Genomic DNA, 20662 nt, shown 5'->3' with positions numbered 1-20662 from the left:
TCGGATCGAGACAGATTTGTCCCGGTTCGATGGAAGGGGAGGTCGGGGCCTTGCCTTGACTGGGGACAAGATCCTCTTTAGACTCTTGTACCCCTAAATTTGGCGGGAATTCGTTCCTGCCATTTTGCTTTTCTTGCAAGACAATAGCGTCGCAAGACAACAGTGGAGCTAGTAGATGGCAACTATCAACCAGCTGGTACGTCAGCCGCGTAAGCGTATCGTCGAGAAATCCGACGTGCCTGCGCTGCAGAACTGCCCGCAACGTCGTGGCGTATGCACTCGCGTGTATACCACTACGCCGAAAAAACCTAACTCGGCACTGCGTAAAGTATGCCGTGTGCGCCTGACCAACGGTTTCGAGGTTTCCTCGTACATCGGCGGTGAAGGCCACAACCTGCAAGAACACAGCGTGGTACTGATCCGCGGCGGTCGTGTAAAAGACTTGCCAGGTGTTCGTTACCACACCGTACGCGGCTCCTTGGATACTTCCGGCGTTAAAGGTCGTAACCAGGGTCGTTCGAAGTACGGTACCAAGAAGCCTAAGTAGTAGCGGCTTTTTGTAAAACTGAATCATCTTATTTTCTGAGTCGATAAGAGTAAGGTCGGAGGCGTCCCGAAAGGGCACTAATTCCGAGCGAACCTGAAGACCGTTTGAGGGCTTATCCATGCCAAGAAGACGCGTAGCAGCCAAGCGCGAAGTGCTTGACGATCCAAAATACGGAAGCCAAATTCTGGCCAAGTTCATGAACCACGTGATGGAAAGCGGCAAGAAAGCCGTTGCCGAGCGTATCGTTTATGGCGCGCTGGAAAAGGTTAAAGAACGCAAGAACAGCGACCCCCTGGAAATCTTCGAGAAAGCTCTCGACGCCATCGCTCCGCTGGTCGAAGTGAAGTCGCGCCGTGTAGGCGGTGCTACTTACCAGGTTCCGGTTGAAGTTCGCCCGTCCCGTCGTAACGCTTTGGCAATGCGCTGGTTGGTAGACTTCGCCCGCAAGCGCGGCGAGAAGTCTATGGCCCTGCGTTTGGCTGGCGAACTGTTGGACGCTGCTGAAGGTAAAGGTGCTGCTGTTAAGAAGCGTGAAGACGTGCACCGTATGGCTGAAGCTAACAAAGCTTTCTCGCACTACCGCTTCTAATTCTAGCTTCACTAATTTTGCGAGGGCTTTATGGCTCGTACTACTCCGATTAGCCGCTACCGTAACATCGGTATCGTTGCTCACGTGGATGCTGGTAAAACCACCACCACCGAGCGCGTACTGTTTTACACCGGCAAAAGTCACAAGATGGGCGAGGTGCATGACGGCGCCGCGACCACAGACTGGATGGTTCAGGAGCAGGAGCGTGGTATTACCATTACTTCTGCTGCTATTACCGCCTTCTGGAAAGGTTCCGAGAAGCAGTACAAGGATGAGCACCGCTTCAACGTAATCGATACCCCGGGCCACGTAGACTTCACCATTGAAGTTGAACGTTCCCTGCGCGTACTCGACGGCGCTGTCGTTGTGTTCTGCGGTACCTCGGGTGTTGAGCCTCAGTCGGAAACCGTATGGCGTCAAGCCAACAAATACGGCGTTCCACGTCTTGTTTACGTAAACAAGATGGACCGTGCTGGTGCAAACTTCCTGCGCGTGATCGGTCAGATCAAGCAGCGTCTGGGTCACACCCCAGTGCCAATCCAGTTGGCTATCGGTTCCGAAGACAACTTCCAGGGGCAGATCGATCTGCTGACCATGGAAGCTGTTTACTGGAACGATGCTGACAAGGGTATGGTTCCTCGTCGCGAAGCTATCCCTGCTGAACTGCAGGAATTGGCTGACGAGTGGCGCAACAACATGGTTGAAGCTGCGGCCGAAGCCAGCGAAGAGCTGATGAACAAGTACCTCGAAGGTGAAGAGCTCACCAACGCGGAAATCAAGGCCGCTCTGCGTCAGCGTACTATCGCTGGTGAGATCGTCTTGGCTGTTTGCGGTTCCTCGTTCAAGAACAAGGGCGTTCCCCTGGTTCTCGATGCTGTGATCGACTACCTGCCAGCACCAGTGGATATTCCTGCCATCAAGGGTACTGACCCGGATGACGAGACTATCGAGCTGGAGCGTCACGCAGACGACGCAGAACCGTTCTCCGCTCTGGCATTTAAAATTGCCACTGACCCATTCGTGGGTACCTTGACCTTCGTCCGCGTTTACTCGGGCGTGTTGAACTCCGGCGACGGCGTGATCAACTCGGTTAAAGGCAAGAAAGAGCGCGTGGGTCGTATGGTGCAAATGCACGCAAACGCCCGCGAAGAGATCAAGGAAGTGCGCGCTGGTGACATCGCGGCCCTGATCGGCATGAAGGACGTCACCACTGGTGAAACCTTGTGCAACGCTGACAAGCCAATCATCCTGGTTCGCATGGACTTCCCGGAGCCGGTTATTTCGGTTGCCGTTGAGCCTAAGACCAAGGATGACCAGGAAAAAATGGGTATCGCTCTGGGCAAACTTGCTCAGGAAGATCCATCTTTCCGCGTCAAGACTGATGAAGAGACTGGTCAAACGATCATCTCCGGCATGGGCGAGCTTCACCTGGACATCCTGGTTGACCGGATGCGCCGTGAGTTCAACGTCGAAGCCAACATCGGTAAGCCTCAGGTTTCCTATCGTGAGCGCATCACGAAGAACTGCGAAATCGAAGGCAAATTCGTTCGTCAATCCGGCGGTCGTGGCCAGTTCGGCCATTGCTGGATCCGTTTTGCTCCTGCTGATGAAGGTCAGGAAGGTCTGCAATTCGTGAACGAAGTAGTGGGCGGTGTTGTTCCTAAGGAATACATCCCGGCTATCCAGAAGGGTATCGAAGAGCAGATGAAGAACGGTGTTGTTGCCGGCTATCCGCTCATCGGCCTGAAGGCGACCGTTTTTGACGGTTCTTACCACGACGTCGACTCCAACGAGATGGCGTTTAAGGTGGCTGCTTCCATGGCTACCAAGCAACTGGCCCAGAAGGGCGGTGGTGAGTTGCTTGAGCCAATCATGGCAGTAGAAGTCGTTACGCCTGAAGACTACATGGGTGACGTGATGGGCGACCTTAACCGTCGTCGCGGCATGATCTTGGGTATGGAAGATACGGTTTCCGGCAAAGTGATTCGTGCCGAGGTTCCGTTGGGCGAGATGTTCGGTTATGCGACCGACGTTCGTTCCATGTCTCAGGGTCGCGCAAGCTACTCTATGGAATTCAAAAAATACAACACAGCTCCGGCGCACATCGCTGAAACTGTATCCAAAAAACAAGGCTGATTCAGTCCTTTAGGCAAGGAGTTAATTGTCGTGGCTAAAGAAAAATTTGATCGTTCCCTACCGCACGTAAACGTTGGCACTATCGGCCACGTTGACCACGGTAAAACCACTCTGACCGCTGCTCTGACTCGCGTCTGCTCCGAAGTTTTCGGTTCGGCTCGTGTTGACTTCGACAAGATCGACAGCGCACCAGAAGAAAAAGCTCGTGGTATCACCATCAACACCGCGCACGTTGAATACAACTCGCTGATCCGTCACTACGCTCACGTTGACTGCCCAGGTCACGCTGACTACGTGAAGAACATGATCACCGGTGCTGCCCAGATGGACGGCGCGATCCTGGTTTGCTCGGCCGCTGATGGTCCGATGCCGCAAACCCGTGAACACATCCTGCTGTCCCGTCAGGTAGGCGTTCCGTACATCGTGGTTTTCCTGAACAAGGCTGACCTGGTAGACGACGCTGAGCTGCTGGAACTGGTTGAGATGGAAGTGCGCGATCTGCTGAGCACTTACGACTTCCCGGGCGACGACACTCCGATCATCATCGGTTCTGCTCGTATGGCTCTGGACGGTCTTGACGACAACGAAATGGGCACCACTGCCGTTCGTAAACTGGTTGAGACTCTGGACAGCTACATCCCAGACCCAGTTCGTGTTATCGACAAGCCGTTCCTGATGCCAATCGAAGACGTATTCTCGATCTCCGGTCGCGGTACTGTTGTGACTGGTCGTATCGAGCGCGGTATCGTTAAGGTTCAAGATCCACTGGAAATCGTTGGTCTGCGTGACACTACCGTCACCACCTGCACCGGTGTTGAAATGTTCCGTAAACTGCTCGACGAAGGTCGTGCAGGCGAGAACTGCGGCGTTCTGCTGCGTGGTACCAAGCGTGACGACGTTGAGCGTGGCCAGGTTCTGGTCAAGCCAGGTTCGGTTAAGCCGCACACTACCTTCGAAGCTGAAGTGTACGTGTTGAGCAAAGAAGAAGGCGGCCGTCACACTCCGTTCTTCAAAGGCTACCGTCCACAGTTCTACTTCCGGACCACTGACGTGACCGGTAACTGCGAACTGCCGGAAGGCGTTGAAATGGTAATGCCAGGCGACAACATCAAAATGGTTGTCACCCTGATCAAAACCATCGCAATGGAAGATGGTCTGCGTTTCGCTATCCGTGAAGGCGGTCGTACCGTCGGCGCTGGCGTCGTAGCCAAAATCATCGCTTAATAAGTGATGACTTGAAAAAGCCCCCGCTCAGCGGGGGCTTTTTTATTGAGTTGACACCCATATGGGGCGTCTATAGAATTGCGCCTCCTTTTAACGGGCGTGTTGCGCTCGCTGGGAATAGCAGCCGGAGTCTGAAATCCAATGGCAAATCAGCAAATTCGTATCAGGTTGAAGGCTTTTGACCACAAACTGATCGACCAATCCACCCAGGAAATCGTGGAAACCGCGAAACGTACTGGTGCTCAAGTGCGTGGTCCAATTCCACTGCCTACCCGTAAAGAGCGGTTCACCGTTCTGGTCTCCCCGCACGTCAACAAAGACGCGCGTGACCAGTACGAGATCCGTACTCATAAGCGCGTGCTGGACATCGTCCTGCCAACGGATAAAACCGTTGATGCACTTATGAAGCTTGATCTGGCGGCCGGTGTGGAAGTACAGATCAGCCTCGGCTAAGACTTGGGTCTTAGTCGTGTAACGCTCTGAAATGGGCGGCCATAGCGGGTGAAAGCCCCGTACACTCATGAGGTTTACAACATGACTATTGGTGTAGTCGGTCGTAAATGCGGTATGACCCGTATTTTCACCGAAGAAGGTGTCTCCATTCCGGTCACGGTCATTGAGATCGAACCGAATCGCGTCACCCAGTTTAAAACTGAAGAAACCGATGGCTATCGTGCAGTGCAAGTCACTGTCGGCGAGCGTCGTGCTTCGCGCGTGACTGCTGCTCAAGCAGGTCACTTCGCTAAAGCAAACGTTGCAGCTGGTCGCACTGTTATGGAGTTCCGTCTTGAAGACGGCGACTACCAGGCTGGCGATCTGATCAACGCTGAAATCTTCGCCGCTGGTCAACTGGTTGATGTAACCGGTCAGTCCAAGGGTAAAGGCTTCCAGGGTACGATCAAGCGTTGGAATTTCCGTGGCCAAGACAACACTCACGGTAACTCCGTTTCCCACCGCGTCCCGGGCTCTATTGGCCAGTGCCAGACTCCTGGTCGTGTATTCAAGGGCAAAAAAATGTCCGGTCATATGGGCGCTGAGCGCGTGACCGTGCAGTCCCTCGAAGTAGTGCGCGTCGACGCTGAACGCAATCTGTTGTTGGTCAAGGGTGCTGTTCCTGGCGCTACTGGCGGCAACCTGGTTGTACGTCCAGCGGCCAAGGCTCGCGGTTAAGGGGAAGCTGACATGCAATTAAATGTAAATGACGCTCAAGCGATCGAAGTTTCCGAACTGACATTTGGCGGCGAATTCAACGAGACGCTGGTTCACCAAGCAGTCGTGGCCTACATGGCCGGCGGCCGTCAAGGTAGCAAGCAGCAAAAGACCCGTTCCGACGTTCGTGGTGGCGGTAAGCGCCCTTGGCGTCAGAAAGGTACTGGCCGCGCTCGTGCCGGTACTATCCGTAGCCCAATCTGGCGTGGCGGCGGTACCACTTTCGCAGCACGTCCACAGGATCACACCCAGAAGCTCAACAAGAAGATGTATCGCGCAGCACTGCGCTCCATCCTTGCTGAACTCGTGCGTACTGATCGTCTGGTCGTGGTTCAGGACTTCGCTGTTGAAGCGCCGAAAACCAAAGATCTGCTGAACAAGCTGAACGGCATGGGCCTGACTGACGTCCTGATCGTGTCTGAAGCTGTTGATCAGAACCTGTACCTGGCTGCTCGCAACCTGCCACACGTTGATGTACGTGACGTGCAAGGTTCCGATCCAGTTAGTCTGATCGCATACGACAAGGTGTTGATCACCGTGTCGGCCGTGAAGAAATTCGAGGAGCTGCTGGGATGAACCAGGAACGCGTATTTAAAGTTCTGCTTGGCCCGCACGTTTCCGAAAAGGCTACGGTTCTGGCTGACAAGAAAGGCCAGTTCGTTTTCAAGGTTGCAACTGACGCAACCAAGCTGGAAATCAAGAAGGCCGTCGAAAGCCTGTTCAGCGTGAAAGTAGAGCGTGTTACTACCCTGAATGTTCTGGGTAAGAGCAAGCGCACTGCTCGCGGTCTGGGCAAGCGTAATGACTGGAAGAAGGCAGTTATCTCCCTTCAGCCAGGCCAAGATCTCGATTTCAGCAGCAGTGCTGAGTAAGGAAGGGGTGCATCATGGCAATCGTTAAATGCAAACCGACTTCCCCTGGCCGCCGTTTTGTGGTCAAGGTGGTCAACCAGGAGCTGCATAAAGGCGCTCCTCACGCACCGCTGCTCGAGAAGAAATCGAAGACTGGTGGTCGTAACAACAATGGTCGTATTACCACTCGTCACATCGGTGGTGGCCATAAGCAGCATTATCGTCTGGTCGACTTCCGTCGCAACGACAAAGATGGCATCGCTGCCACTGTCGAGCGTATCGAATACGATCCAAACCGTACTGCTCACATTGCTCTGCTGCTGTACGCAGATGGCGAGCGTCGCTACATCATCGCCCCTAAAGGCGTGAGTGCTGGTGACCAGCTGATCGCAGGTGCTTTGGCACCGATCAAGCCGGGCAACGCTCTGCAACTGCGCAACATTCCAGTTGGTAGCACCGTACACGGCATCGAATTGAAGCCGGGTAAAGGCGCGCAAATCGCTCGTTCCGCTGGTGCTTCGGCTCAGCTGATCGCTCGTGAAGGTGTCTACGTGACCCTGCGTCTGCGCTCTGGTGAAATGCGTAAAGTACTGGCTGAGTGCCGTGCGACCCTGGGCGAAGTCTCGAACTCCGAGCACAGCCTGCGTTCGCTGGGTAAAGCTGGTGCCAAACGCTGGCGTGGCGTTCGCCCAACCGTTCGTGGTGTTGCCATGAACCCGGTTGACCACCCACACGGTGGTGGTGAAGGTCGTACCTCTGGTGGTCGTCATCCGGTATCGCCATGGGGCTTCCCGACTAAGGGCGCGAAGACTCGTGGTAATAAGCGTACCGACAAAATGATCGTCCGTCGTCGCAAGTAAATAGAGGGATACGACAGTGCCACGTTCTCTGAAAAAAGGTCCTTTTATTGATCTTCACCTACTGAAGAAGATCGAAGTGGCGGCGGAAAAGAACGATCGCAAACCGGTGAAAACCTGGTCGCGTCGTTCGATGATCCTGCCACAAATGGTCGGTTTGACCATTGCAGTGCATAACGGTCGTCAACATGTTCCAGTTCTCGTGAACGAAGACATGGTCGGCCACAAACTAGGCGAGTTTGCCGGTACCCGCACATATCGTGGGCACGTGGCAGACAAGAAAGCCAAGCGTTAAGGGGTAAGGAACGATGGAAGTAGCCGCTAAGTTGTCGGGCGCTCGAATCTCCGCCCAGAAAGCCCGCTTGGTCGCCGACCAGATCCGCGGGAAGAAGGTGGGCGAAGCGCTCAACCTGTTGGCTTTCAGCAGTAAGAAAGCCGCCGAGATCATCAAGAAAGTGCTGGAGTCGGCCGTAGCCAACGCCGAGCACAACGAAGGCGCAGACGTTGATGACCTGAAGGTCAGCACCGTTTTCGTCAACGAAGGGCGTTCGCTGAAGCGCATCATGCCTCGTGCCAAAGGCCGAGCTGATCGCATCGTCAAGCGGTCTTGCCATATCACTGTCAAGGTTGCTGACAAGTAACGGAGTCGAAGAGATGGGTCAGAAAGTACATCCCATTGGCATTCGCCTGGGAATCGTCAAGGAGCACACCTCCGTCTGGTACGCAGACGGTCGGACTTATGCGGACTACTTGTTCGCTGATCTGAAGGTGCGTGAGTATCTCCAAGACAAACTAAAAAGCGCGTCCGTGAGCCGTATCGATATCCATCGTCCTGCTCAAACTGCACGTATCACCATCCACACCGCTCGTCCAGGTATCGTTATCGGGAAGAAAGGTGAAGATGTTGAGAAACTGCGTCAGGACCTGACCAAGCAAATGGGTGTGCCTGTGCACATCAATATCGAAGAGATCCGCAAGCCGGAGCTCGACGGTATGCTGGTTGCGCAGAGCGTAGCTCAGCAGCTGGAGCGTCGTGTAATGTTCCGTCGCGCTATGAAGCGCGCAGTACAGAACGCCATGCGCATTGGTGCCAAAGGCATCAAAATCCAAGTGAGCGGTCGTCTCGGCGGTGCTGAAATCGCACGTACTGAATGGTATCGCGAAGGTCGTGTGCCACTGCACACCCTGCGTGCCGACATCGACTATGCCAACTACGAAGCTCACACCACTTACGGTGTGATCGGTGTAAAGGTTTGGATCTTCAAAGGCGAAGTAATTGGTGGTCGCCAAGAAGAACTGAAACCACAAGCACCAGCGCCTCGTAAAAAAGCTGCTAAGTAAGGGGTACGCCAAATGTTGCAACCAAAGCGTACGAAGTTCCGCAAGCAGATGACAGGCCACAACCGTGGTCTGGCTCAGCGCGGTAGCAAAGTCAGCTTCGGCGAGTATGCGCTGAAGTCTGTAGCTCGTGGTCGTCTCACCGCTCGTCAGATCGAGTCAGCGCGTCGTGCTCTGACCCGTCACGTTAAACGTGGCGGCAAGATCTGGATCCGTGTATTCCCGGACAAGCCTATCTCCAAAAAGCCCCTCGAAGTTCGGATGGGTAAAGGTAAGGGTAACGTGGAATATTGGGTTGCCCAGATTCAGCCAGGCAAAGTCCTGTATGAAATCGAGGGTGTTACTGAAGAGCTGGCGCGTGAGGCTTTCGCCCTGGCTGCTGCAAAGCTGCCGCTCGCCACCTCCTTTGTTAAACGGACGGTGATGTGATGAAAGCGAATGAACTTCGTGAAAAATCCGCACAGCAGCTGAACGAGCAACTGCTCGGCCTGCTGCGCGACCAGTTCAATCTGCGTATGCAGAAAGCAACTGGCCAGTTGGGGCAGTCTCATCTGCTCTCGCAAGTTAAGCGTGACATCGCTCGCGTGAAGACTGTGCTCAACCAGCAGGCAGGTAAGTGATCATGGCTGAAGCCGAAAAGACTGTCCGTACGCTGACTGGCCGTGTTGTCAGCGACAAGATGGACAAAACCATCACCGTTTTGATCGAGCGTCGCGTTAAGCACCCGATCTACGGTAAATACGTTAAGCGTTCGACTAAGCTGCACGCGCACGACGAAACCAACCAGTGCCACATCGGCGACAAAGTCACTATTCGTGAAACTCGTCCGTTGGCCAAGACCAAGTCTTGGGCCCTGGTTGATGTTCTCGAACGCGCTGTGGAAGTCTAAGGACTAGGGGTCGGAGAAATTATATGATTCAGACTCAATCCATGCTCGATGTGGCCGATAACAGCGGCGCACGCCGCGTTATGTGCATCAAGGTGCTGGGTGGCTCCCATCGTCGTTACGCTGGTATCGGTGACATCATCAAAGTTACCGTGAAGGAAGCAATTCCTCGCGGTAAAGTGAAAAAAGGCCAAGTGATGACTGCTGTTGTAGTCCGCACTCGTCACGGCGTACGCCGTGCAGATGGCTCCATTATCCGCTTTGATGGCAACGCTGCTGTTCTTCTGAACAACAAGCAAGAGCCGATCGGCACCCGTATCTTTGGGCCAGTGACCCGTGAACTTCGTACTGAGAAGTTCATGAAGATCGTCTCGCTCGCCCCAGAAGTGCTGTAAGGAGATCCGACATGCAAAAGATTCGTCGTGACGACGAGATCATCGTGATCGCCGGCAAAGACAAAGGTAAGCGCGGTAAGGTGCTGAAGGTTCTTGCTGATGACCGTCTGGTCGTTGGTGGTCTGAACCTGGTCAAGCGTCATACCAAGCCTAACCCGATGTCGGGCGTACAAGGCGGTATCGTCGAGAAAGAAGCGCCACTGCACGCTTCTAACGTCGCCATCTTCAACGGCGAAACCAACAAGGCTGACCGCGTTGGTTTCAAAGTAGAAGACGGTAAGAAAATTCGTGTCTTCAAGTCGACCCAAAAAGCGGTTGATGCTTGAACACTGCTAGGTAGAAGACCATGGCACGACTAAAAGAGATTTACCGGAAGGAAATCGCACCGAAACTTAAGGAAGAACTTAAGCTTTCGAACGTGATGGAAGTTCCGCGCGTTACCAAAATCACCCTGAACATGGGTCTGGGCGAAGCGATCGGCGACAAAAAAGTCATCGAGCACGCTGTTGCTGACCTGGAAAAGATCACCGGCCAAAAAGTCGTTGTGACCTACGCTCGCAAATCCATCGCTGGCTTTAAAGTCCGTGAAGGTTGGCCGATCGGCGTCAAAGTGACTCTGCGCCGTGAGCGTATGTACGAATTCCTGGATCGTCTGCTGTCGATCTCCCTGCCTCGGGTCCGCGACTTCCGCGGCCTGAATGCCAAGTCCTTCGATGGTCGTGGTAACTACAGCATGGGCGTTAAAGAGCAGATCATCTTCCCGGAAATCGACTACGACAAGATCGATGCTCTCCGCGGTCTGGACATCACCCTGACCACCACTGCCAAGAACGATGATGAAGGCCGCGCTCTGCTGCGTGCGTTCAAATTCCCGTTCCGCAACTGATTGGAGTAGGACCATGGCCAAGATGAGCATGAAAAACCGCGAGCTGAAGCGTCAGCTCACGGTTGCCAAGTACGCCAAGAAGCGTGCAGCACTGAAAGCAATCATCGTTGATCTGAACGCAAGTCCAGAAGCGCGTTGGGAAGCTACAGTTGCTCTGCAGAAGCAGCCACGTGACGCAAGCGCTTCGCGCATGCGTAACCGCTGCCGCCTGACCGGTCGTCCACACGGCGTTTACCGCAAGTTCGGCCTCGGCCGTAACAAACTGCGTGAAGCGGCAATGCGTGGTGACGTACCAGGTCTGGTTAAAGCCAGCTGGTAAGTACTTTCGAAGTCGCAGTGGTCAGGATCGTAAGATACTGACCACCGGTGGCCTAGAATCTGGAACAAGCCCCTTTTGGGGCTTGTTTCATTTCCGGAGTGTGTCTAAAATACGCGGCTCGCCTGAGCCCGTGTGTTTTATGCTCGGAGATTCTCGGTGACATATGTAGCCGCAAGGCTAATTTTTTTGTATTAGGAGCGTCTAGCCCATGAGTATGCAGGACCCGTTAGCGGACATGCTAACTCGTATCCGTAATGCCCAGATGGCTGAAAAGTCCGTCGTAAGCATGCCATCTTCCACGTTGAAGGTTGCTGTTGCCAAAGTCCTGAAAGACGAAGGCTACATTGCGGGTTATCAGATCAGCAGCGAAATCAAGCCACTGCTGTCCATCGAGCTGAAGTACTTCGAAGGCCGTCCGGTCATCGAGGAAGTGAAGCGCGTTAGCCGTCCAGGCCTGCGTCAGTACAAGTCCGTCGATGATCTGCCAAAAGTTCGTGGCGGTCTCGGTGTGTCTATCGTCTCCACCAACAAAGGTGTGATGACGGATCGTGCTGCGCGCGCTGCCGGTGTCGGCGGCGAAGTTCTTTGCACAGTGTTCTAAGGGGGGATAAGCATGTCACGCGTCGCTAAGAACCCCGTTAAGCTGCCAGCCGGTGTCGAAGTCAAATTCGCAGGTGGCCAGCTTTCGGTGAAGGGTGCCAAGGGCACTCTGGAACTGAACATCCATTCGTCCGTTGAGGTCGTTGAAGAAGCTGGTGAGCTGCGTTTTGCTGCTCGCAATGGCGATCAACAAACTCGCGCAATGGCCGGTACCACTCGTGCGTTGGTAAACAACATGGTCCAAGGCGTAAGCCAAGGCTTCGAGCGTAAGCTCCAGCTGGTCGGTGTTGGTTACAAAGCGCAAGCAAAAGGCACGGTTCTGAACCTGGCCCTTGGCTTCTCGCACCCAGTGGATTACGAACTGCCGGAAGGCATCACCGCTGAGACCCCTAGCCAAACCGACATCCTGATCAAGGGTATCGATAAGCAGCTGGTAGGTCAGGTGGCCGCTGAGATCCGCGACTTCCGTCCACCAGAGCCGTACAAAGGCAAAGGTGTGCGCTACGCGGACGAAGTCGTCCGTCGTAAAGAAGCCAAGAAGAAGTAGGGCATAGCAAATGACCGACAAAAAAGTTACTCGACTGCGTCGCGCTCGCAAAGCACGCCTGAAAATGCACGAACTCGAAGTCGTGCGTCTCTGCGTGTTCCGCTCGTCGCAGCACATCTACGCCCAGGTCATCTCGGCCGACGGCAACAAAGTCCTGGCAAGCGCCTCGACTTTGGATAAAGAACTGCGTGATGGTGCCACTGGCAACATCGACGCGGCCACTAAGGTTGGCCAGCTGGTCGCTACGCGTGCTAAGGCCGCTGGCGTCTCGCAAGTGGCTTTCGACCGCTCTGGCTTCAAGTACCACGGTCGCGTGAAAGCGCTGGCTGATGCTGCTCGTGAAGCTGGGCTGGAGTTCTAAGTTATGTCAAATAACGACCAAAAGCGCGACGAAGGCTACATTGAGAAGCTGGTTCAAGTTAACCGCGTAGCCAAAACCGTTAAAGGCGGCCGTATCTTCACTTTCACCGCGTTGACCGTGGTGGGTGATGGTAAAGGGCGCGTTGGCTTCGGCCGTGGCAAGTCACGTGAAGTGCCTGCTGCGATCCAGAAGGCAATGGAAGCTGCTCGTCGCAACATGATCCAAGTTGATCTGAACGGCACCACTCTGCAGTACGCAATGAAGTCCGCTCATGGCGCTTCGAAGGTGTACATGCAGCCTGCTTCTGAAGGTACCGGTATCATCGCTGGCGGCGCTATGCGTGCTGTCCTCGAAGTTGCTGGCGTTCAGAACGTTCTGGCCAAATGCTACGGCTCGACTAACCCGGTAAACGTGGTTCACGCCACTTTCAAGGGTTTGAAAGCAATGCAGTCTCCTGAATCCATTGCCGCCAAGCGTGGCAAAAGCGTCAAGGAGATCTTCTGATCATGGCTACCGTTAAAGTAACGCTGATCAAAAGCATGACCGGCCGCATCCCTAACCACAAATTGTGCGTTAAGGGTTTGGGTCTGCGTCGCATCGGTCACACTGTAGAAGTACTTGATACTCCCGAGAATCGCGGGATGATCAACAAGGCTTACTACATGCTGCGTGTCGAGGGTTAATCGATGAAACTCAATGATCTGAGTCCAGCGCCGGGTTCCCGTCGCGAAAAGCATCGTCCGGGCCGTGGTATCGGTAGTGGTTTGGGCAAGACCGGTGGCCGTGGCCACAAAGGTCAGTCCTCCCGCTCCGGTGGCACCATCGCTCCAGGCTTTGAAGGCGGTCAACAGCCGCTGCATCGTCGCCTGCCGAAGTTCGGTTTCGTTTCCCTGAAAGCCATGGACCGCGCAGAAGTGCGTCTGTCCGAGCTGGCCAAAGTGGAAGGCGACATCGTTACCGTGCAGACCCTGAAAGATGCCAACGTGATCAACGTCAACGTACAGCGTGTGAAAATCATGCTGTCCGGTGAAGTGACTCGCGCTGTCACTATCGGCAAGGGAATCGGCGCCACCAAAGGTGCGCGTTCGGCTATCGAAGCAGCTGGCGGCAAGTTCGAGGAATAAATGGCTAAGCAAGGTGCTCTCTCAGCGCTCGGCAAAGGCGGTATGTCTGAACTTTGGGCTCGTCTGCGTTTTCTGTTCCTGGCGATTATCGTCTACCGAATAGGCGCACACATCCCGGTTCCAGGTATCAACCCGGACCGACTCGCAGACCTGTTTCGACAGAATGAGGGGACCATTCTTAGCTTGTTCAACATGTTTTCCGGCGGCGCGCTGGAACGGATGAGCATCTTTGCATTGGGGATCATGCCGTACATCTCGGCATCGATCATCATGCAGCTGATGACCGCCGTTAGCCCGCAGTTGGAGCAGTTGAAGAAGGAAGGTGAAGCTGGCCGTCGCAAGATAAGCCAGTACACCCGCTACGGCACTGTCATCCTCGCCCTGGTCCAGGCTATCGGCATGTCCGTTGGCCTGGCCGGGCAGGGTGTTGCGTTCACTGGTGACTTTGGCTTCCATTTCGTCGCGGTATCCACTTTTGTGGCTGGTGCGATGTTCATGATGTGGCTGGGTGAGCAGATTACTGAGCGTGGTGTTGGTAACGGTATCTCGATGTTGATTTTCGCAGGTATCGTTGCCGGTCTTCCGAGAGCGATTGGGCAGTCTTTCGAGTCTGCACGTCAGGGTGATATCAACATCTTCGCCCTGGTTGCCATCGGTTTGTTGGCAGTAGCGATTATCGGTTTTGTGGTGTTCATTGAGCGTGGCCAGCGTCGTATTGCTGTTCACTACGCCAAGCGTCAGCAGGGCCGCAAGGTCTTTGCCGCGCAGACCAGCCACTTGCCGCTGAAAGTGAACATGGCCGGGGTTATTCCTGCCATTTTCGCGAGCAGCATTTTGCTGTTTCCGGCTTCGTTGGGTGCCTGGTTCGGTCAGTCTGAAGGTATGGGCTGGTTGCAGGACATCTCGCAGTCGATCGCTCCTGGTCAGCCGTTGAATATTCTGCTGTTTAGTGCAGGGATTATTTTCTTCTGCTTCTTCTATACGGCGTTGATGTTCAATCCGAAAGACGTAGCGGAAAACCTGAAGAAGTCCGGTGCCTTTATTCCGGGCATTCGTCCAGGTGAGCAGTCGGCGCGCTACATTGATGGCGTTTTGACTCGCTTGACCATGTTCGGTGCTCTATATATGACGGCCGTGTGCTTGTTGCCCCAGTTCCTGGTGGTTGCAGCAAACGTTCCGTTCTACCTTGGCGGGACCTCGTTGCTGATCGTCGTCGTGGTTGTGATGGACTTCATGTCCCAAGTACAATCGCACCTCGTTTCGCACCAGTACGAATCCCTGATGAAGAAAGCCAACCTGAAGGGTTACGGCAGCGGCATGTTGCGCTGAGTACCCATAAGGTTCGAGGAGTTGGTGATGAAAGTTCGTGCATCGGTGAAAAAGCTGTGCCGTAACTGCAAGATTATTCGCCGCGAAGGTGTTGTTCGAGTAATTTGCAGCGCGGAACCGCGTCACAAACAGCGCCAAGGCTGAGTGTGATCCGCTTGAAGCCCGGCAGCTAGTGCGCTGCCGGGTTGATTATTTGTTATTACAGCGATATTATCTCGCGCCCTATTTCTTGGCTTCCGGGGCGTAGGTAGCTGTCAATTGGAGTCCCACTGAATGGCCCGTATTGCAGGCGTTAACATTCCAGATAACAAGCACACTGTTATCTCGCTGACCTACATCTATGGTGTTGGTCGCACTACTGCGCAGAAAATTTGTGCAGATACTGGGGTAAACCCAGCCGCAAAGATCAAAGATCTGAGCGACGAGCAGATTGAGCTGTTGCGTGGCGAAGTGGCGAAGTTCACCACTGAAGGTGACCTGCGTCGCGAAATCAACATGAAAATCAAGCGTTTGATGGACCTCGGTTGCTACCGTGGTCTGCGTCATCGTCGTGGTCTTCCAGTACGCGGTCAGCGTACCAAGACTAACGCGCGTACCCGTAAAGGTCCGCGTAAGCCGATCCGCAAGTAATCGCCCACGCGAATCGACAGGAAATTAATCATGGCAAAACCTGCTGCTCGTCCTCGTAAAAAAGTTAAAAAGACAGTGGTTGATGGCATCGCCCACATCCATGCATCTTTTAACAACACAATCGTGACCATCACCGACCGTCAAGGTAACGCGCTTTCTTGGGCTACCTCCGGTGGTTCGGGTTTCCGCGGTTCCCGCAAGTCCACCCCGTTTGCTGCTCAAGTAGCTGCTGAACGTGCTGGTCAAGCTGCGCTGGAATATGGCCTGAAAAACCTCGACGTTAACGTCAAAGGTCCAGGTCCAGGTCGTGAGTCTGCTGTCCGTGCATTGAACGGCTGTGGCTATAAGATCGCCAGCATCACCGACGTGACGCCAATCCCGCACAACGGGTGCCGTCCGCCGAAGAAGCGCCGCGTGTAATCCAGGAGATTGTAAAGAATGGCTCGTTACATTGGTCCAAAATGCAAACTCGCTCGTCGTGAAGGCACCGATCTCTTTCTGAAGAGCGGCGTGCGCGCGATCGAATCGAAGTGCAACATTGAAGCAGCACCTGGTATCCACGGCCAACGCCGCGGTCGCCAGTCCGATTACGGCACCCAACTGCGTGAAAAGCAGAAGGTCCGTCGTATCTACGGCGTTCTCGAGCGTCAGTTCAGCGGCTACTACAAAGAAGCTGCTGGCAAGAAAGGTGCAACCGGTGAAAACCTGCTGCAACTGCTCGAATGCCGTCTGGACAACGTTGTATACCGTATGGGCTTTGGTTCGACTCGTGCCGAATCCCGTCAGCTGGTATCGCACAAATCCGTCAGCGTAAACGGCCAAACCGTTAACGTCCCGTCGTACCAGGTTCGTGCTGGTGACGTGGTCGCGATTCGCGAGAAAGCAAAAAATCAACTTCGCATTGTCCAAGCTCTCGATCTGTGTGCCCAACGTGGCCGCGTAGAATGGGTAGAAGTAGACACTGAGAAGAAGTCGGGCGTTTTCAAGAACGTTCCTGCTCGCAGTGATCTGTCCGCCGACATCAACGAAAGCCTGATTGTCGAGCTCTACTCCAAGTAAGGGCTAGAAAATAGGTGCATCCATGCAGATTTCGGTAAATGAGTTCCTGACACCCCGTCACATTGATGTGCAGGTTGTCAGTCCAACCCGCGCCAAGATCACTCTCGAGCCTCTCGAGCGTGGTTTTGGCCACACCCTGGGCAACGCGCTGCGCCGCATCCTGTTGTCCTCAATGCCCGGCTGTGCAGTAGTCGAGGCCGAGATTGACGGTGTGCTCCACGAGTACAGCGCCATCGAAGGTGTACAGGAAGACGTAATTGAAATCCTGTTGAACCTTAAAGGTCTGGCTATCAAGCTGCACGGCCGTGACGAAGTTACGCTGACCTTGTCGAAGAAGGGTTCGGGGGTGGTTACCGCTGCCGATATTCAGCTGGATCATGATGTCGAGATCGTTAATCCCGATCACGTAATCGCTAACCTGGCGTCTAACGGCGCCTTGAACATGAAGCTCACCGTAGCTCGTGGTCGTGGTTATGAACCGGCCGACTCGCGTCAGAGCGATGAAGACGAAAGCCGCAGCATTGGTCGCTTGCAGCTTGACTCTTCGTTCAGCCCGGTTCGCCGTATCGCATACGTGGTGGAAAACGCCCGTGTCGAACAGCGTACTAACCTGGACAAGCTGGTTATTGATCTGGAAACCAACGGTACTCTGGATCCTGAAGAGGCTATCCGCCGCGCTGCAACCATTCTGCAACAGCAGTTGGCTGCGTTCGTCGACCTCAAGGGTGACAGCGAACCAGTGGTAATCGAGCAGGAAGACGAGATCGATCCGATCCTGCTTCGCCCGGTTGACGATCTGGAACTGACTGTACGTTCGGCTAACTGCCTTAAGGCGGAAAACATTTACTACATCGGCGATCTGATTCAGCGCACCGAAGTAGAACTGTTGAAGACTCCGAACCTGGGCAAGAAATCCTTGACTGAAATCAAGGACGTTCTGGCCTCCCGCGGTCTGTCCCTCGGCATGCGCCTCGACAACTGGCCGCCTGCAAGTCTTAAGAAGGACGACAAGGCGACTGCCTGATCGTCGTAATCACCGAACGTGAGTTTGGTAAGGAATGAACCATGCGTCATCGTAAAAGTGGTCGTCACCTGAGCCGTACCAGCTCGCACCGTAAGGCTATGTTCCAGAACATGGCGGTGTCGCTGTTCGAGCACGAGCTGATCAAAACTACACTGCCGAAAGCTAAAGAACTGCGTCGCGTTGCTGAGCCGCTGATTACTTTGGCCAAGACAGACAGCCTGGCTAACCGCCGTCTGGCTTTCGACCGTACTCGTTCGAAAGCTATCGTTGGTAAGCTCTTCAACGACCTGGGCAAGCGTTACGCTACCCGTGAGGGTGGCTACCTGCGCATCCTCAAGTGCGGTTTCCGCGCTGGTGACAACGCGCCTATGGCGTACGTTGAGCTGATCGATCGTCCAGTTGGCGGTGAAGCTGTATCCGCTGAGTAAGACGTCAGTCTGTAACGAAGAACCGGGCCCAGTGCCCGGTTTTTTGTGCGCGCTGTAAAACTGGAAGCACCTCAGCAACAGCGCATTCGACTCATTAAGTCGCTTTTAGCTATCCGCTTGGATAGTTCGTTAGTTAAATTCTATCGAAGCTCATGATTTAATGAATTTGAAGGTGTCACCTTCCTGGTCAATACTCCCTCCAAGCCGATTAGCCGGCAGTTTCGAGTCTGACCTGAGGAAGATTGAGCATGAGCCAGAATAAAACCCTTACTACCGCCAGCGGTGCTCCCGTTGCCGATAACCAGAACTCCCGCTCCGCCGGCCCGCGCGGTCCATTGCTGCTCGACGATTTTCACCTGATCGAGAAGCTCGCCCACTTCAACCGTGAAAACATCCCTGAGCGTCGTGTCCACGCAAAAGGTTCGGGTGCTTACGGTACTTTCACCGTCACCCAAGACATTACTCAGTACACCAGTGCCAAGCTGTTTGAGGCCGTGGGCAAACAAACGCCGACGTTCCTGCGTTTCTCTACCGTAGGTGGCGAGCGCGGCTCGGCTGATACCGAGCGCGACCCGCGTGGTTTCGCCTTGAAGTTTTACACCGAAGAAGGCAACTGGGACATCGTGGGCAACAACACCCCGGTGTTCTTCATCCGTGATCCACTTAAATTCCCGGACTTCATCCACACCCAAAAGCGCCTGCCGCAAAGCAACCTGAAAAGTGCACAGATGATGTGGGACTTCTGGTCGCATTCCCCTGAGGCGCTGCATCAGGTCACTATCCTGTTTTCGGACCGTGGCATCCCCGACGGCTACCGTCACATGCACGGCTTTGGCAGCCACACCTACAGCCTGATCAACGCCCGCGGTGAGCGTCACTGGGTGAAGTGGCACTACAAGACCAAGCAAGGCATCAAAAATCTGGCGCCTGCTGACGCCGCACGCCTGGCGGGTACCGACCCTGATTACGCCCAACGTGACCTGTTTGGGGCAATCGAACGCGGTGATTTCCCGAAATGGCGCGTGTGCATCCAGATCATGACTGAAGCCCAGGCCAACGCTCACTACGAAAACCCGTTCGACGTGACCAAAACCTGGTCGCAGAAAGAGTTCCCGCTGATCGAAGTCGGTGAACTGGAACTGAACCGCAACCCGCAGAACTACTTTGCTGAAGTTGAGCAAGCTGCGTTCGGTCCAAGCAACATGGTCCCAGGTGTTGGCTTGTCGCCAGACCGTATGCTGCAAGGTCGTGTGTTCGCTTACGCGGATGCCCACCGCTACCGTGTAGGCACCAACCACCAGCACCTGCCGGTGAACGCGCCACGCAGCCCGGTTAACAGCTACCAGCGCGATGGTTCGATGGCATTTGGCAGCAATGGCGGCGCGGCTCCCAACTACGAGCCAAACAGCTACGCCGATGCACCGAAGCAGGCTCCGCAGTATGCCGAGCCGGCGTTGGCCCTGAACGGCGCGGCAGACCGTTACGATCACCGCGAAGACACCGACTACTACAGCCACGCGGGTGCGCTGTTCCGCCTGATGAACGATGAGCAGAAAGCCCTGCTGATCAACAACATCGCCGGCGCCATGGCGGGTGTTTCCAGCGACGTGGTTCAGCGCCAGTTGCAGTACTTCTTCAAGGCAGATCCTGCTTATGGAGAAGGGATCGCATCTGCACTGGGTGTATCGCTTAACTAACTCTAAACGATAAGCAGAACCGCCCTCATTTGGGCGGTTTTTGCGTTATTTCAGCTACTTTTCACCGGAAATCTTCACTTTTCTGCCGTTGGTCCCGTGACCTCCGGGTCATCATGGTTCAAACTACAGACTTTCAAGCAGGGAGATGTAGGGCGATGCAAGGTCACCCCGACGTAATCGATTACCTCAACACGTTGCTGACGGGCGAACTGGCTGCTCGTGACCAATATTTCATTCACTCGCGGATGTACGAAGACTGGGGCTTTACTGAGCTCTACGAGCGTATCAACCATGAAATGGAAGAAGAGGCACAGCACGCCGACGCACTGATGCGCCGTATCCTGATGCTCGAAGGCACGCCACGTATGCGTCCCGACGACCTGGACACCGGCACCACGGTGCCTGAGATGCTCGCCAGCGACTTGCGCCTTGAGTACAAGGTCCGTGCCGCGCTCTGCAAGGGCATTGAGCTCTGCGAGCAGCACAACGACTACGTCACGCGGGAAATCCTGCGGGTGCAGTTGAATGACACCGAAGAAGATCACACTTACTGGCTGGAAAAGCAGTTGGGCCTGATCAAGTTGATTGGCCTGGAGAACTACCTGCAATCGCAGTTCTGATTCTCC

General features: G+C 54.6%; 34 protein-coding genes. All 34 read left to right on the top strand.

Annotation, left to right across the window (positions count from 1 at the left end; translation table 11 throughout):
* Positions 1–175: 175 nt before the first annotated feature.
* The 34 genes from rpsL to bfr all read left to right on the top strand — a co-directional run bounded on the left by rpsL (position 176) and on the right by bfr (position 20656).
* Positions 176–547 carry a 30S ribosomal protein S12 gene (gene rpsL, locus P3C29_RS26135; RefSeq protein ID WP_002555494.1) on the top strand — a complete coding sequence of 124 codons (372 nt, stop codon included), beginning with the start codon at positions 176–178 and terminating at the stop codon, positions 545–547.
* Between the two features lie 118 nt (positions 548–665).
* Entirely contained in the window at positions 666–1136 is a 471-nt protein-coding gene (rpsG, locus tag P3C29_RS26130) for a 30S ribosomal protein S7 (protein ID WP_002555493.1), read from the top strand.
* Between the two features lie 30 nt (positions 1137–1166).
* The gene (gene fusA, locus P3C29_RS26125; protein ID WP_010174505.1) at positions 1167–3272 is read left to right on the top strand and encodes an elongation factor G; all 2106 of its coding nucleotides are present in this window, start codon (positions 1167–1169) and stop codon (positions 3270–3272) included.
* A gap of 30 nt (positions 3273–3302) precedes the next feature.
* Positions 3303–4496 (top strand): elongation factor Tu, encoded by a 1194-nt coding sequence (gene tuf, locus P3C29_RS26120; RefSeq protein ID WP_003210085.1) that lies wholly within the window; start codon positions 3303–3305, stop codon positions 4494–4496.
* 141 nt (positions 4497–4637) lie between these two features.
* Entirely contained in the window at positions 4638–4949 is a 312-nt protein-coding gene (rpsJ, locus tag P3C29_RS26115) for a 30S ribosomal protein S10 (protein ID WP_003210084.1), read from the top strand.
* A gap of 81 nt (positions 4950–5030) precedes the next feature.
* A complete protein-coding gene (gene rplC / locus P3C29_RS26110; protein WP_003194649.1) occupies positions 5031–5666 on the top strand; it encodes a 50S ribosomal protein L3 in 636 nt (211 codons plus the stop codon).
* A 12-nt stretch (positions 5667–5678) separates the two neighbouring features.
* Positions 5679–6281 (top strand): 50S ribosomal protein L4, encoded by a 603-nt coding sequence (gene rplD / locus P3C29_RS26105; protein WP_003210082.1) that lies wholly within the window; start codon positions 5679–5681, stop codon positions 6279–6281.
* Positions 6278–6577 carry a 50S ribosomal protein L23 gene (rplW, locus tag P3C29_RS26100; RefSeq protein ID WP_002555488.1) on the top strand — a complete coding sequence of 100 codons (300 nt, stop codon included), beginning with the start codon at positions 6278–6280 and terminating at the stop codon, positions 6575–6577. Before rplD ends, rplW begins: the two co-directional genes overlap by 4 nt.
* A 14-nt stretch (positions 6578–6591) precedes the next feature.
* Positions 6592–7416 carry a 50S ribosomal protein L2 gene (gene rplB / locus P3C29_RS26095; protein WP_003210080.1) on the top strand — a complete coding sequence of 275 codons (825 nt, stop codon included), beginning with the start codon at positions 6592–6594 and terminating at the stop codon, positions 7414–7416.
* 16 nt (positions 7417–7432) lie between these two features.
* Positions 7433–7708, top strand: coding sequence for a 30S ribosomal protein S19 (rpsS, locus tag P3C29_RS26090; protein WP_002555486.1), 276 nt, complete (start codon positions 7433–7435; stop codon positions 7706–7708).
* 13 nt (positions 7709–7721) lie between these two features.
* The gene (rplV, locus tag P3C29_RS26085) at positions 7722–8054 is read left to right on the top strand and encodes a 50S ribosomal protein L22 (RefSeq protein WP_003210077.1); all 333 of its coding nucleotides are present in this window, start codon (positions 7722–7724) and stop codon (positions 8052–8054) included.
* A gap of 13 nt (positions 8055–8067) precedes the next feature.
* Positions 8068–8754 (top strand): 30S ribosomal protein S3, encoded by a 687-nt coding sequence (gene rpsC, locus P3C29_RS26080; protein ID WP_003176422.1) that lies wholly within the window; start codon positions 8068–8070, stop codon positions 8752–8754.
* Between the two features lie 12 nt (positions 8755–8766).
* A complete protein-coding gene (gene rplP, locus P3C29_RS26075; protein ID WP_003210075.1) occupies positions 8767–9180 on the top strand; it encodes a 50S ribosomal protein L16 in 414 nt (137 codons plus the stop codon).
* Positions 9180–9371 carry a 50S ribosomal protein L29 gene (gene rpmC, locus P3C29_RS26070; RefSeq protein WP_002555481.1) on the top strand — a complete coding sequence of 64 codons (192 nt, stop codon included), beginning with the start codon at positions 9180–9182 and terminating at the stop codon, positions 9369–9371. Before rplP ends, rpmC begins: the two co-directional genes overlap by 1 nt.
* 2 nt (positions 9372–9373) lie before the next feature.
* Positions 9374–9640 carry a 30S ribosomal protein S17 gene (gene rpsQ / locus P3C29_RS26065; protein ID WP_003176419.1) on the top strand — a complete coding sequence of 89 codons (267 nt, stop codon included), beginning with the start codon at positions 9374–9376 and terminating at the stop codon, positions 9638–9640.
* A 23-nt stretch (positions 9641–9663) separates the two neighbouring features.
* The gene (gene rplN / locus P3C29_RS26060) at positions 9664–10032 is read left to right on the top strand and encodes a 50S ribosomal protein L14 (protein WP_002555479.1); all 369 of its coding nucleotides are present in this window, start codon (positions 9664–9666) and stop codon (positions 10030–10032) included.
* An 11-nt stretch (positions 10033–10043) separates the two neighbouring features.
* On the top strand, positions 10044–10358 hold the full coding sequence (rplX, locus tag P3C29_RS26055; protein WP_007896770.1) for a 50S ribosomal protein L24: 315 nt from the start codon (positions 10044–10046) through the stop codon (positions 10356–10358).
* 20 nt (positions 10359–10378) lie between these two features.
* Positions 10379–10918, top strand: coding sequence for a 50S ribosomal protein L5 (gene rplE / locus P3C29_RS26050; RefSeq protein WP_003210069.1), 540 nt, complete (start codon positions 10379–10381; stop codon positions 10916–10918).
* Positions 10919–10931: 13 nt separating this feature from the next.
* Positions 10932–11237: a 30S ribosomal protein S14 gene (gene rpsN, locus P3C29_RS26045; protein ID WP_003176414.1), complete on the top strand. Its 306-nt coding sequence runs from the start codon at positions 10932–10934 to the stop codon at positions 11235–11237.
* A gap of 208 nt (positions 11238–11445) precedes the next feature.
* Complete coding sequence (rpsH, locus tag P3C29_RS26040) at positions 11446–11838, top strand: 30S ribosomal protein S8 (RefSeq protein ID WP_003186040.1); 393 nt, start codon at positions 11446–11448, stop codon at positions 11836–11838.
* Positions 11839–11850: 12 nt separating this feature from the next.
* Positions 11851–12384 carry a 50S ribosomal protein L6 gene (gene rplF, locus P3C29_RS26035; RefSeq protein WP_010174584.1) on the top strand — a complete coding sequence of 178 codons (534 nt, stop codon included), beginning with the start codon at positions 11851–11853 and terminating at the stop codon, positions 12382–12384.
* 10 nt (positions 12385–12394) lie between these two features.
* Complete coding sequence (gene rplR / locus P3C29_RS26030) at positions 12395–12745, top strand: 50S ribosomal protein L18 (RefSeq protein ID WP_003186037.1); 351 nt, start codon at positions 12395–12397, stop codon at positions 12743–12745.
* Between the two features lie 3 nt (positions 12746–12748).
* On the top strand, positions 12749–13249 hold the full coding sequence (gene rpsE, locus P3C29_RS26025) for a 30S ribosomal protein S5 (RefSeq protein ID WP_003186035.1): 501 nt from the start codon (positions 12749–12751) through the stop codon (positions 13247–13249).
* A gap of 2 nt (positions 13250–13251) precedes the next feature.
* Positions 13252–13428: a 50S ribosomal protein L30 gene (rpmD, locus tag P3C29_RS26020; RefSeq protein ID WP_003186033.1), complete on the top strand. Its 177-nt coding sequence runs from the start codon at positions 13252–13254 to the stop codon at positions 13426–13428.
* Between the two features lie 3 nt (positions 13429–13431).
* Positions 13432–13869 (top strand): 50S ribosomal protein L15, encoded by a 438-nt coding sequence (rplO, locus tag P3C29_RS26015; protein ID WP_003210066.1) that lies wholly within the window; start codon positions 13432–13434, stop codon positions 13867–13869.
* A complete protein-coding gene (secY, locus tag P3C29_RS26010; RefSeq protein WP_003210064.1) occupies positions 13870–15198 on the top strand; it encodes a preprotein translocase subunit SecY in 1329 nt (442 codons plus the stop codon).
* Between the two features lie 27 nt (positions 15199–15225).
* Positions 15226–15342: a 50S ribosomal protein L36 gene (gene rpmJ, locus P3C29_RS26005; RefSeq protein ID WP_002555468.1), complete on the top strand. Its 117-nt coding sequence runs from the start codon at positions 15226–15228 to the stop codon at positions 15340–15342.
* Between the two features lie 129 nt (positions 15343–15471).
* Positions 15472–15828: a 30S ribosomal protein S13 gene (gene rpsM, locus P3C29_RS26000; protein ID WP_003210063.1), complete on the top strand. Its 357-nt coding sequence runs from the start codon at positions 15472–15474 to the stop codon at positions 15826–15828.
* A gap of 30 nt (positions 15829–15858) precedes the next feature.
* Positions 15859–16248, top strand: a complete 390-nt coding sequence (rpsK, locus tag P3C29_RS25995) for a 30S ribosomal protein S11 (protein ID WP_002555466.1) — start codon at positions 15859–15861, stop codon at positions 16246–16248.
* Between the two features lie 18 nt (positions 16249–16266).
* Positions 16267–16887, top strand: coding sequence for a 30S ribosomal protein S4 (rpsD, locus tag P3C29_RS25990; RefSeq protein WP_003210056.1), 621 nt, complete (start codon positions 16267–16269; stop codon positions 16885–16887).
* 22 nt (positions 16888–16909) lie between these two features.
* Positions 16910–17911, top strand: coding sequence for a DNA-directed RNA polymerase subunit alpha (gene rpoA / locus P3C29_RS25985; RefSeq protein WP_003176403.1), 1002 nt, complete (start codon positions 16910–16912; stop codon positions 17909–17911).
* A 41-nt stretch (positions 17912–17952) separates the two neighbouring features.
* Positions 17953–18339: a 50S ribosomal protein L17 gene (gene rplQ, locus P3C29_RS25980; protein ID WP_003210053.1), complete on the top strand. Its 387-nt coding sequence runs from the start codon at positions 17953–17955 to the stop codon at positions 18337–18339.
* 248 nt (positions 18340–18587) lie between these two features.
* On the top strand, positions 18588–20036 hold the full coding sequence (locus P3C29_RS25975) for a catalase (protein WP_201125490.1): 1449 nt from the start codon (positions 18588–18590) through the stop codon (positions 20034–20036).
* 155 nt (positions 20037–20191) lie between these two features.
* Complete coding sequence (gene bfr / locus P3C29_RS25970) at positions 20192–20656, top strand: bacterioferritin (protein WP_003210048.1); 465 nt, start codon at positions 20192–20194, stop codon at positions 20654–20656.
* The last annotated feature ends 6 nt before the right edge of the window (positions 20657–20662 follow it).

The organism is Pseudomonas sp. 1912-s, from assembly GCF_029269205.1.
GTDB lineage: Bacteria > Pseudomonadota > Gammaproteobacteria > Pseudomonadales > Pseudomonadaceae > Aquipseudomonas.
The sequence above is the reverse complement of the archived record's forward strand: the minus strand, read 5'-3'. Positions and strand labels throughout refer to the sequence as shown.